Source organism: Pseudomonas sp. NFACC08-1 (assembly GCF_900106735.1).
Classification (GTDB): domain Bacteria; phylum Pseudomonadota; class Gammaproteobacteria; order Pseudomonadales; family Pseudomonadaceae; genus Aquipseudomonas; species Aquipseudomonas fluorescens_Q.
The window spans coordinates 651428-663384 of sequence record NZ_FNNL01000001.1 but is presented as its reverse complement, the minus strand read 5'-3'; the positions used below and the strand labels follow the sequence as shown (position 1 = coordinate 663384).

Sequence of the window (11957 nt, the reverse complement as noted above, 5' to 3'; positions counted from 1 at the left end):
AAGCTTTCCCTGATTCACAGGCAAAAAAATCCCCGATCAAGCCGTGACAGGATCGGGGCAGGTTGCGTTACTGGAGGAGCTGTCGCGCGAGGGTGACCAGACCATCGTGATTCAGCTTGAGGTCAGTGTGCCCAGTCCAGCTCCGTGCAAGTTAGCCGAAAACGACGCCTCCATAGTCATTCATGACATTGCGACCATTTGCCCTTGCCGCCGCTTCGGGTGGCTACCAGAATCGAGACACGACCCCAATCCCTGAACAAGGAAAAGCGTCATGATGTACGCCGATTTGATCGACCAGGAAGACCTGCTGGGCCATCTCAAGGCCCTGGGCCTGCAAATACCCAGCGGCTCCACCGCCGAGCAGGCGTGCGAGTGCGCCGTGCGGGGGCTGGACACCGTCCGGGCCAATGATTTGCGGCGGATGGTCAAGGAGATGTACACCAGCAGCGCCACTATCCTGCCGGCCGTGCGCCAGGCGATTGATAAGCAGCTGTTGCCGGCGTTGATGCAATACCAGCAGAACCATAGCGCCTGACCCTGTGGCGAGGGCGCTTGCTCCCGCTCGGCCGCAAAGCGGTCGTAAAACCAGCGAATGCCATTTGACTGATACACCGCATAGGCCGGTTTTGGGACTGCTTCGCAGTCCAGCGGGAGCAAGCTCCCTCGCCACAGAAAGCTGCTAGAGCCTCACACTGGCAAACGTCGACTCATTACGTGCCTGGCTCAGCGCCGACAGCGGGCCGGACAATGGCGACAGCACCAACGCCTGCGGCAACGGCATCATCGCCACCTGCTGCGTGGTGTTGGAACCGACGCGTTCGTCACGCGGCGGAATGCCGAAGTATTCGCGGTAGCACTTGGAGAAGTGCGGGGTGGAGACGAAGCCGCACACCGAGGCCACTTCGATGATCGACATCGGCGTCTGCTTGAGCAGTTGCCGTGCACGAATCAACCGCAGCTTGAGGTAATAGCGCGACGGCGAGCAGTGCAGGTATTTCTGGAACAACCGCTCCAGCTGACGCCGGGACACGGCGACGTACACCGCCAGTTCATCCAGGTCGATCGGCTCTTCGAGGTTGGCTTCCATCAGCGCAACGATTTCCTGCAACTTCGGCTGGTTGGTGCCGAGCATGTGCTTGAGCGGCACACGCTGGTGATCCTGTTCGTTGCGGATACGCTCGTAGACGAACATTTCCGAGATCGCTGCCGACAGTTCACGGCCATGATCACGGCTGATCAGGTGCAGCATCATGTCCAACGGCGCGGTGCCGCCGGAGCTGGTGAAGCGGTTACGGTCGAGGGTGAACAAGCGGGTACTCATCGATACCCGTGGGAAAGCTTCCTGCATTGCCGCCAGGCATTCCCAGTGCACGCTGCAATCGAAGCCGTCCAGCAGACCGGCGCAGGCCAGGGCCCAACTGCCGGTACAAACCGCGCCGAGGCGACGGGATTGACGGGCCTGGCTCTGCAGCCACGACACGTGTTCGCGGGTCACGGTGCGCTGGATACCGATGCCGCCACAGACGATGACAGTATCCAGGGCCGGCGCCTTGTGCATCGAGGCATCGGGGGTGATCTGCAAGCCGTCGCTGGCCCAGACCTGGCCGCCATCGACTGTAAGGGTCGTCCAGCGATATAGCTCGCGACCGGACAGTTGGTTGGCCATGCGTAGCGGTTCTACCGCGGACGCCAGGGAAATCAGCGTGAAATTGTCCAGCAGCAAAAAGCCGATGGATTGAGGCGCACGGTTCTGGGGTTGGGCCCCGGAGTTGGACGTCGTCATCGCGGTATCTCCTCACACAAAGCGGGTGATGGCCTCAGGCGGAGGCTCTTTTTATTGGGTTATGTGCCATTGCTCTCCACAAGGGAGACGGGCTTTACAGTGTTACAGCAATTGTCATGCCTAAATTGAATGCGCGTTCAATAAATCCTGAAAACGACATCGCGGCCTGTCTATTCAAGGCGTATTTCGAGGGACGGTTATCAGGACTTTGGCGGGTGTCTGGCCCCCGTCACGCGGCACCGTGAGCAGATCGGTAGCACTTGTGGGAACTGGGCTGCGGGGCTTGCGCAACAGGTATCACCACAAGTGCGGCGACGGACGGTCGCGTGGCACCCGACGGTGGGGCCGACCGTTCGTCTCTTGTCTGTTTGCGACGCGCTAAAAGGTGGCGTGTTTCGAGGTGGGTGTGCATTTTACGAGCGGTTTTAGTTCTTTGTGGCGAGGGGATTTGTGGCGAGTGGATTTGTGGCGAGGGGATTTATCCCCGCTGGGCTGCGCAGCAGCCCTCGACTCATACACATCTGTAAAACCATAGGGGGCCGCTTCGCAGCCCAACGGGGATAAATCCCCTCGCCACAGGTGCTGGCCTAAAGAGGGCAGTGGGAGCTTTGGATCAGCACTCCACCGCACTGACCGCCAAGCCGCCGCGCGAGGTCTCTTTATATTTGTCATGCATGTCGGCACCGGTATCACGCATGGTGCGGATCACCCGGTCCAGGGAGATGAAGTGCTGGCCGTCACCCCGCAGCGCCATTTGCGCGGCATTGATGGCTTTCACCGCGGCAATCGCGTTGCGCTCGATGCACGGCACCTGCACCAGGCCGCCCACCGGATCGCAGGTCAGGCCGAGGTTGTGTTCCAGGCCGATTTCCGCCGCGTTGCACAGTTGCTCCGGCGTGGCCCCGAGGATCTCCGCCAGGCCTGCCGCCGCCATGGCGCAGGCCGATCCCACTTCACCTTGGCAACCGACTTCGGCGCCAGAAATCGATGCGTTCTTCTTGCACAGGATCCCGACGGCCGCCGCACCGAGGAAATAATCCACGACGTTGGCGTCGGTGACCGCTTCGCTGAACTTCATGAAGTAATGCAGCACCGCCGGAATGATCCCCGCCGCGCCATTGGTCGGCGCCGTGACCATGCGTCCGCCGGCGGCATTCTCTTCATTGACCGCCAGGGCGAACAGGTTAACCCACTCCATGGCGCTGAGGGTCGAGCCGATGACATTGGGTTTGTTCAGCTCTTGCAGGCTGCGATGCAACTTGGCCGCCCGCCGACGCACATTCAAACCGCCCGGCAGGATGCCTTCGTGCTTGAGGCCCTGCTCGACGCAATCCTGCATGGCCCGCCATAGTTTCATCAGGCCACTGCGAATCTCTTCTTCGGACCGCCAGACCTTTTCGTTGGCCAGCATCAACTCGGCTACTCGCAAGTTGTGGGTACGGCACAGCTCAAGCAATTCTTCGGCGCTGGAGAAATCGTAAGGCAGCTCAGTGCTGTCCAGATCCACCACGCCGCTGGAGGCCTGGGCCTGATCGACGACAAAGCCACCGCCGACCGAGTAATAAGTGTCACGGTGCAGCTCGCCGTCGGCGCCCTCGGCCACCAGCGTCATCGCATTGGGATGGAACGGCAGGTTCTCGTCGATCAGGCGCATGTCCCGGGACCATACGAACGGCACCGGCAGGCGACCGTCGAGCAGCAGGGTCTGGGTTTCACGCAGCAGCTCGATACGCGGGCCGATCTGCGACGGGTCGATTGCGTCCGGCCACTCCCCCATCAGGCCCATGATCACGGCGTTGTCGCTGCCGTGGCCAATGCCGGTGGCCGACAGCGAACCGAACAATTGCACCTCGACCCGGCGCACATCATTGAGCAGGGCCTTTGCCTTCAGCGCTTCAACGAACAGCGCCGCGGCACGCATGGGGCCCACGGTGTGGGAACTGGACGGGCCGATACCGATTTTGAACAAGTCGAAAACGCTGATTGCCATTGCCGAAAACCTCCAGAACAGGCACATCCGGGCGCAGAAGCGTCCGGTGACGGAGCTGCTACGCTCAACGCCGGGATGGCCGCATCATCCGGTTTTTGCCTTGGGGTCCGACGTCTGACACCGACGCAATCATGCCCAGCAACGCCGTCCCGTCCTGGCCCCGGTTTTGCGCCGTTTTTCTGCGTATCAGAGGCCCGCCAGGGGCGGAAAAAATCTGTAAACGACGTCACCGACACTGGATGCGACCCTCCCTGTACTGGATACGACCCACCCTGTAGGCGTCAGATTTGCACTGGTACATGATCGGTTACGGCTCGTTTGCAAGGCCGCGTGTCAGAGAGTGCCCACGCGCCACCAACCGCAACATCCAATAAGCGCGGTTGTCCTGACCGGACACCGCCGATAAAACACCAGGAGTCCACCCATGAAAGGTTCCACATCGTTGTTGTTGGCCGCCATGCTGAGTCTTCCGATGCTGGCCAACGCTGCTGAACCCGAACAGTGCAGCACCGTCAATTTCTCCGATGTCGGCTGGACCGACATCACCGTGACCACCGCTACCACCAGCGTGGTGCTCGACGCCCTCGGCTACAAGACCAAGACCACCATGATTTCCGTGCCGGTGACCTACAAGTCCCTGGCCGATGGCAAGAACATGGATGTATTCCTCGGCAACTGGATGCCGACCATGGAAAACGACATCAAGGCCTACCGCGAAGCCGGCACCGTGGAAACCGTGCGCACCAACCTCAAGGGCGCCAAGTACACCCTCGCCGTGCCTCAGGCTTTGTATGACAAAGGCCTGCACGACTTCGCCGATATCCCCAAATTCAAGAAAGAGCTGGACGGCAAGATCTACGGCATCGAACCCGGCAACGACGGCAACCGCCTGATCCAGAGCATGATCGAAAAGAACGCCTTCGGCCTGAAGGACGCAGGCTTCAAAGTCGTCGAGTCGAGTGAAGCGGGCATGCTCTCGCAGGTCGACCGTGCCGCCAAGCGCGGCACCGATGTGGTGTTCCTCGGCTGGGCACCACATCCGATGAACACCCGTTTCAAGATCCAGTACCTGACCGGCGGTGACGACTTCTTCGGCCCCGACTTCGGTGCCGCTACCGTGGCGACCAACACCCGCAAGGGCTACAGCCAGGAATGCAGCAACGTTGGCCAACTGTTGAAAAACCTGGAGTTCACCGTCGACATGGAAAGCCAGCTGATGGGCAACGTGCTCGATGACAAGATGAAACCTGAGGCCGCCGCCAAGGCTTGGTTGAAGAAAAACCCACAGGTACTCGATACCTGGCTCGCTGGCGTGACCACCATTGACGGTAAACCTGGCCTGGAAGCCGTGAAAGCCAAACTTGCGCAATAACTGCTGATGTTATGCCGGGCGAGTTCGCTCGCCCGGGCTGTTTATTCCCTTGCATGCGGACGTTCACTACCATGCTTATTGATCAGAAAATACCTTTGGGCCAGTACATCGCGGGCTTTGTCGAATGGTTGACGCAAAACGGCGCCAACACATTCGACGCAATCGCGCTGTTCCTGGAAACGATGATTCACGGCGTGACGTTCGCGCTGACCTGGTTCAACCCCCTGGCCCTGATCGGCCTCATTGCGCTATTGGCGCACTTCATCCAGCGCAAATGGGGCCTGACCGTATTCGTCATCGCGTCCTTCCTGCTGATCCTCAACCTGGGTTACTGGCAAGAAACCATGGAAACCCTCGCCCAGGTGTTGTTCGCGACCCTGGTTTGCGTACTGATCGGCGTGCCGCTGGGCATTGTTGCCGCGCACAAGCCGATGTTCTACACAATGATGCGTCCGGTACTCGATCTGATGCAGACCGTACCGACCTTCGTTTACCTCATTCCTACCCTGACCCTCTTCGGGCTGGGTGTGGTCCCAGGCTTGATCTCCACGGTGGTGTTCGCGATTGCCGCGCCCATCCGCCTGACCTACCTGGGCATCCGCGACGTACCGGACGAACTGATGGACGCCGGCAAAGCCTTCGGCTGCTCCCGTCGCCAGCTCCTGTCGCGCATTGAACTGCCCCATGCGATGCCCAGCATCGCGGCCGGTATCACCCAGTGCATCATGCTGTCGTTGTCGATGGTGGTGATCGCCGCACTGGTGGGCGCCGATGGCCTGGGCAAACCCGTGGTCAACGCACTGAACACCGCCGATATCGCCCTGGGCTTCGAAGCCGGCCTGGCGATCGTATTGCTGGCGATCATGCTCGACCGAATCTGCAAACAACCCGACGCTAAAGTAGGGGGTGACGCATGAGCATCATTCGTTTCGAAGACGTCGATGTTATTTTCTCCAACCGCCCCAAGGCCGCGCTGGACCTGCTGGACAAGGGCCTATCGCGCCCCGAGATCCTGCAGCAGACCGGCCTGATCGTTGGCGTGGAAAAAGCCAGCCTGTCCATCGAGAAGGGTGAGATCTGCGTCCTGATGGGCCTTTCCGGCTCCGGTAAATCCAGCCTGCTGCGCTGCATCAACGGCTTGAACACGGTCAGTCGTGGCAAGTTGTTCGTCGAGCATGAAGGGCGGCAGATCGACATCGCTTCCTGCTCCCCTGCCGAACTGAAGATGATGCGCACCAAGCGCATCGCCATGGTGTTCCAGAAGTTCGCCCTGATGCCTTGGCTGACCGTGCGCGAGAACATCAGCTTCGGCCTGGAAATGCAGGGCCGTCCCGAGAAGGAACGGCGCAAGCTGGTGGATGAGAAGCTGGAGCTGGTGGGCCTGACCCAGTGGCGCAACAAGAAACCCGACGAGCTGTCCGGCGGTATGCAGCAACGGGTCGGCCTGGCCCGCGCCCTGGCGATGGACGCCGACATCCTGCTGATGGACGAACCATTTTCGGCCCTCGACCCGCTGATCCGCCAGGGTTTGCAGGACGAACTGTTGGAACTGCAACGCAAACTGCAAAAGACCATCGTGTTCGTCAGCCATGACCTGGACGAAGCCCTGAAGCTGGGTACGCGGATCGCCATCATGAAAGACGGCAAGATCATCCAGTACAGCAAGCCGGAAGAGATCGTGCTCAACCCGGCGGACGACTATGTGCGCACCTTCGTCGCCCACACCAACCCACTCAACGTCCTGTGCGGTCGCAGCCTGATGCGCACCCTGGACAACTGCAAGCGCATCAACGGTTCGGTGTGCCTGGATCCGGGCGGCGACTCCTGGCTCGACCTGGCCGAAGGCAACACCATCAAGGGCGCCCGTCAGAATGGCGCGGCGCTGGACCTGCAGAACTGGGTACCGGGCCAAGCCGTCGAAGACCTGGGCCGGCGTCCGACCCTGGTTGATTCCAACATCGGCATGCGCGACGCGCTGCAGATTCGCTACCAGACCGGCAACAAACTGGTGCTCCACGATAACCAGCAAGTCGTCGGCATCCTGGGCGACAGCGAGCTGTACCACGCACTGCTGGGCAAGAACCTGGGCTAAGCCTGCACACGAAAACGCCGCGAGATGATCGCGGCGTTTTCGTTTGTGCATTTGCTGACTACTGACTACTGACTACTGACTACTGACTACTGACTACTGACTACTGACTACTGACTACTGACAAGCTTGGCCTGAAATACAGTTGTGGCGAGGGGATTTATCCCCGCTGGGCTGCGAAGCAGCCCCAAAAGCCAGGTGTCTCGGTGTGTCAGACAACATGAGGTCGCCGCTTTTTGGGCTGCTGTGCAGCCCAACGGGGATAAATCCCCTCGCCACAACAGTATTCCAGCTATCAATGGGCGTTAGGCCTCCACACAGCCAACGAGTGTTATAAAGACATCCCGAAAAAGTCCTCGCCCCGCACGGCGGGTTTCCCATGTGCCTTCAAGCGCCCTTTACACATGGAAATCCCGACAGACAGCGACGACTTGTCATAGAACCTGTTTTTTGTTGATTGAACGTTCAATCAAAACAAAATAGACTGGCTTTCATTCCGGCAGACGACTCTCGCCCGCCGGATGGCCTAAGGAGATGTGCTAGATGCCCAAGGTCGGTATGCAACCCATCCGCCGCCAACAACTGATCGAAGCCACGCTGCAAGCGGTCGATCAAGTCGGCATGGGGGACGCCAGCATTGCGTTGATCGCCCGTTTGGCCGGTGTCTCCAACGGCATCATCAGTCACTACTTTCAGGACAAGAATGGCCTGATCGCGGCCACGGCCCAGTACCTGATGACTGTCCTGAGCGAGAACGTCACCGCGCGCCGCCAGGCGCTGGAGGACACAAGCCCCCGGGCTCACCTGAAGGTGATCATCGAAGGCAACTTCGACGCCAGCCAGGTCAACGGCCCGGCAATGAAAACCTGGCTGGCCTTCTGGGCCACCAGCATGCACCACCCGTCTTTGCACAGGTTGCAGCGGATCAACGATCACCGCCTGTATTCCAACCTGTGTAGCCAGTTCCGCCGCGTGTTGCCTGTCGATCAGGCGCGCAGCGCAGCAAGGGGCCTGGCCGCGTTGATTGACGGTTTGTGGCTGCGCGGAGCGCTGTCGGGAGACGCGTTCGATACCGCCCAGGCGCACCGGATCGCTTACGAATACATGGATTTCCAACTGGCCAAAGCAGGAGCACCAGAGCACACAGAACCGCTCGACTCCTGAACCGCCGCCGAACCGCGTAGTCAGCTATAAACGACACGCTCCGGTGGCCAGCCAACCACTTATGCACTTGCGAGGACTTTATGGCCCGTTTCGAACTGCAAAAACTCTACATCGATGGCGCGTACAGCGATGCCAGCGGCGACGCCACTTTCGAAGCCATCAACCCTGCCAACGGTGAGGTCCTTGCCCAAGTGCAGCGTGCGACTTTCGAGGACGTCGAGCGCGCCGTGGTCAGCGCCGAAAAGGGCCAGAAAGTCTGGGCCGCCATGACCGCCATGCAGCGTTCGCGCATCCTGCGTCGCGCGGTGGACATCCTGCGCGAGCGCAACGATGAGCTGGCCGCCCTGGAAACCCTGGACACCGGCAAGGCCTACTCCGAGACCCGCTATGTCGACATCGTCACCGGTGCCGATGTGCTGGAATACTACGCCGGCCTGGTGCCCGCTATCGAAGGCGAGCAGATCCCGTTGCGCGACACGTCTTTCGTCTACACCCGTCGCGAACCCCTGGGCGTAGTGGCTGGTATCGGCGCGTGGAACTACCCGATCCAGATCGCCCTGTGGAAATCCGCACCGGCCCTGGCAGCCGGTAACGCGATGATCTTCAAGCCGAGCGAAGTCACCTCGCTGACCACCTTGAAACTGGCCGAGATCTATACCGAAGCCGGCGTTCCGCCAGGCGTCTTCAATGTCCTGACCGGCAGCGGCCGTGAAGTCGGCACCTGGCTGACCGAGCACCCGCGCATCGAGAAAGTCTCCTTCACCGGCGGCACCGACACTGGCAAGAAAGTCATGGCCAGCGCCTCGAGTTCTTCGCTCAAGGACGTGACCATGGAACTGGGCGGCAAGTCGCCGCTGATCATCTTCGACGACGCCGACCTGGATCGCGCCGCCGACACCGCGATGATGGCCAACTTCTACAGCTCCGGCCAGGTCTGCACCAACGGCACCCGCGTGTTCGTGCCGAGCCATCTCAAGGCCGCCTTCGAAGCCAAGATCGCCGAGCGCGTGGCGCGCATCCGCATCGGTAATCCAGAGGACGAAAACACCAACTTCGGCCCGCTGGTGAGCTTCGCCCACATGGAAAGCGTGCTGGGCTACATCGAGAAAGGCAAAGCCGAAGGCGCGCGCCTGCTGTGCGGTGGTAGTCGCCTGACCGACGGTGAATTGGCCAAGGGCGCTTTCGTCGCCCCGACCGTGTTCACCGATTGCACCGACGAGATGACCATCGTGCGCGAGGAAATCTTCGGCCCGGTGATGAGCATCCTCACTTATGAAACCGAAGAAGAAGTGATCCGCCGCGCCAACGACACCGACTTCGGCCTGGCCGCCGGCGTCGTCACCCGCGACCTGAACCGCGCCCACCGCGTGATCCACCAGCTCGAAGCCGGTATCTGCTGGATCAATGCCTGGGGTGAGTCCGATGCCAAGATGCCGGTGGGCGGCTACAAGCAATCGGGCGTGGGCCGGGAAAACGGCATCAGTTCGCTGAACAACTTCACCCGCATCAAATCGGTACAGGTCGAGTTGGGCGATTACGCGTCGGTGTTCTGATTGGGCATGTGACCTTGAGTGAACGCTGTTGTGGCGAGGGGATTTATCCCCGTGGGGCTGCGTAGCAGCCCCTCCCCAAGGCCCCCCCATTCTTCAGACAAACCCAGTCGCTGATTTACGACTGCTGCGCAGCCGAACGGGGATAAATCCCCTCGCCACAGGTTATGCGGCGTCAAGGCGACCACGACCTGAACCCAATTCAAAAGAGGGTGCATTTCATGTCCCACGTATTCGACTACATCATCATCGGCGCCGGCTCGGCCGGTAACACCCTGGCCACCCGCCTGACCGAAGACGAAGGCGTCACCGTCCTGCTGCTCGAAGCCGGCGGCCCGGACTATCGCCTCGACTTCCGTACGCAAATGCCCGCCGCCCTGGCGTTCCCGCTGCAAGGCCGGCGCTACAACTGGGCCTACGAGACCGACCCGGAGCCGCACATGAACGGCCGCCGCATGGAGTGCGGTCGAGGCAAGGGCCTGGGCGGCTCTTCGCTGATCAACGGCATGTGCTACATCCGCGGCAACGCCCTGGACTATGACAACTGGGCAAAACTGCCTGGCCTCGAGGACTGGACGTACCTGGACTGCCTGCCCTACTTCAGGAAAGCGGAGACCCGGGACATCGGCCCGAACGATTACCACGGCGGCGACGGCCCGGTCAGCGTGACCACCCCCAAGGCCGGCAACAACCCGTTGTTCCACGCCATGGTCGAGGCCGGCGTACAGGCCGGTTACCCGCGTACCGAAGACCTCAACGGCTACCAGCAGGAAGGCTTCGGCCCGATGGACCGTACCGTCACCCCCAATGGCCGTCGTGCCAGTACCGCGCGCGGTTACCTGGACGTGGCCAAGAAGCGTTCGACCCTGACCATCGTCACCCACGCCCTGACCGACAAGATCCTGTTCGAAGGCAAGCGCGCGGTCGGCGTGCGTTACCTGGTGGGCGCCGCCGAAGAGCGGGTCGAAGCCCGGGCGCGCAAGGAAGTGCTGCTGTGCTCCGGCGCCATCGCCTCGCCACAGATCCTGCAACGCTCCGGGGTCGGTCCGGCCAAATTGCTGGAGAGCCTCGACATCCCGGTGGTCCACGACCTGCCGGGTGTCGGTGAAAATCTGCAGGATCACCTCGAGTTGTACCTGCAATACGCCTGCACCCAACCGGTCTCGCTGTACCCGTCGCTGCTCTGGTACAACCAGCCGGCCATCGGTGCCGAGTGGCTGTTCAACGGCACCGGTATCGGCGCCAGCAACCAGTTCGAGGCCGGCGGTTTCATCCGCACCCGCCCGGAATTCGATTGGCCGAACATCCAGTACCACTTCCTGCCCGTGGCGATTAACTACAACGGCAGCAACGGCGTGAAGGAACACGGCTTCCAGGCGCACATGGGCTCGATGCGCTCACCAAGCCGCGGCCGGATCCAGGCCAAGTCCAAGGACCCACGCCAGCACCCGAGCATCCTGTTCAACTACATGGCGACCGAGCAGGACTGGCAGGAGTTTCGCGACGGCATCCGCCTGACCCGCGAGATCATGCAACAGCCGGCGCTCGATCCGTTCCGTGGCCGCGAGATCAGCCCGGGCATCGAGGTGCAGACGGACGCGCAACTGGACCAGTTCATCCGCGAACACGCCGAAACCGCGTTCCACCCATCCTGCTCGTGCAAGATGGGCACCGACGACATGGCGGTGGTGGACGGCGAAGGCCGCGTGCATGGCATGCAGGGCCTGCGGGTGGTGGATGCCTCGATCATGCCGATCATCACCACCGGCAACCTGAACGCGCCGACGATCATGATCGCCGAAAAAATCGCCGACAAGATCCGTGGTCGCAAGCCATTGCCACGCAGCACTGCCCCGTACTACGTGGCCGGCGATGCGCCGGTGCGCGGCAAGCCACTGCGGGAAGTCGGGCCTATGGCCCAGTAAGACTCAAGCTCGCTTGGATAAAGATCGCTCCCACGCAGAGCGTGGGAATGATCTCCAACGATCTTTACAGCAGCATCCTGCTCG

General features: G+C 61.1%; 9 protein-coding genes. 7 read left to right on the top strand and 2 right to left on the bottom strand.

Annotation, left to right across the window (positions count from 1 at the left end):
• Positions 1 to 271: 271 nt before the first annotated feature.
• On the top strand, positions 272 to 535 hold the full coding sequence (locus BLU76_RS03085) for a hypothetical protein (protein ID WP_018612353.1): 264 nt from the start codon (positions 272 to 274) through the stop codon (positions 533 to 535).
• A 144-nt stretch (positions 536 to 679) separates the two neighbouring features.
• On the opposite strand, the gene BLU76_RS03080 is transcribed toward BLU76_RS03085, so the two are convergent.
• Complete coding sequence (locus BLU76_RS03080) at positions 680 to 1783, bottom strand: choline metabolism transcriptional regulator GbdR (protein WP_003177576.1); 1104 nt, start codon at positions 1781 to 1783, stop codon at positions 680 to 682.
• A 613-nt stretch (positions 1784 to 2396) separates the two neighbouring features.
• Positions 2397 to 3773: an L-serine ammonia-lyase gene (locus tag BLU76_RS03075; protein WP_092146280.1), complete on the bottom strand. Its 1377-nt coding sequence runs from the start codon at positions 3771 to 3773 to the stop codon at positions 2397 to 2399.
• 424 nt (positions 3774 to 4197) lie between these two features.
• Between BLU76_RS03075 and BLU76_RS03070 the strand changes: the two genes are divergently transcribed.
• From BLU76_RS03070 to betA, 6 genes are all read left to right on the top strand, one after another.
• Positions 4198 to 5145: a choline ABC transporter substrate-binding protein gene (locus BLU76_RS03070; protein WP_063324026.1), complete on the top strand. Its 948-nt coding sequence runs from the start codon at positions 4198 to 4200 to the stop codon at positions 5143 to 5145.
• 71 nt (positions 5146 to 5216) lie between these two features.
• Positions 5217 to 6062, top strand: a complete 846-nt coding sequence (choW, locus tag BLU76_RS03065; RefSeq protein WP_014340605.1) for a choline ABC transporter permease subunit — start codon at positions 5217 to 5219, stop codon at positions 6060 to 6062.
• Positions 6059 to 7237, top strand: a complete 1179-nt coding sequence (gene choV, locus BLU76_RS03060) for a choline ABC transporter ATP-binding protein (protein WP_063324024.1) — start codon at positions 6059 to 6061, stop codon at positions 7235 to 7237. Before choW ends, choV begins: the two co-directional genes overlap by 4 nt.
• A 540-nt stretch (positions 7238 to 7777) precedes the next feature.
• Positions 7778 to 8398, top strand: a complete 621-nt coding sequence (gene betI, locus BLU76_RS03055; protein WP_092221449.1) for a transcriptional regulator BetI — start codon at positions 7778 to 7780, stop codon at positions 8396 to 8398.
• Positions 8399 to 8478: 80 nt separating this feature from the next.
• A complete protein-coding gene (gene betB / locus BLU76_RS03050) occupies positions 8479 to 9951 on the top strand; it encodes a betaine-aldehyde dehydrogenase (protein WP_092146278.1) in 1473 nt (490 codons plus the stop codon).
• Between the two features lie 218 nt (positions 9952 to 10169).
• A complete protein-coding gene (betA, locus tag BLU76_RS03045) occupies positions 10170 to 11873 on the top strand; it encodes a choline dehydrogenase (protein WP_063324021.1) in 1704 nt (567 codons plus the stop codon).
• Positions 11874 to 11957: the final 84 nt, after the last annotated feature.

Excerpts from the sequence above, each read along its gene's own strand:
- BLU76_RS03085 (WP_018612353.1), top strand. The coding sequence starts at position 272 with ATGATGTACGCCGATTTGATCGACCAGGAAGACCTGCTGGGCCATCTC.
- BLU76_RS03080 (WP_003177576.1), bottom strand. The coding sequence starts at position 1,783 with ATGACGACGTCCAACTCCGGGGCCCAACCCCAGAACCGTGCGCCTCAA.
- BLU76_RS03075 (WP_092146280.1), bottom strand. The coding sequence starts at position 3,773 with ATGGCAATCAGCGTTTTCGACTTGTTCAAAATCGGTATCGGCCCGTCC.
- BLU76_RS03070 (WP_063324026.1), top strand. The coding sequence starts at position 4,198 with ATGAAAGGTTCCACATCGTTGTTGTTGGCCGCCATGCTGAGTCTTCCG.
- choW (WP_014340605.1), top strand. The coding sequence starts at position 5,217 with ATGCTTATTGATCAGAAAATACCTTTGGGCCAGTACATCGCGGGCTTT.
- choV (WP_063324024.1), top strand. The coding sequence starts at position 6,059 with ATGAGCATCATTCGTTTCGAAGACGTCGATGTTATTTTCTCCAACCGC.
- betI (WP_092221449.1), top strand. The coding sequence starts at position 7,778 with ATGCCCAAGGTCGGTATGCAACCCATCCGCCGCCAACAACTGATCGAA.
- betB (WP_092146278.1), top strand. The coding sequence starts at position 8,479 with ATGGCCCGTTTCGAACTGCAAAAACTCTACATCGATGGCGCGTACAGC.
- betA (WP_063324021.1), top strand. The coding sequence starts at position 10,170 with ATGTCCCACGTATTCGACTACATCATCATCGGCGCCGGCTCGGCCGGT.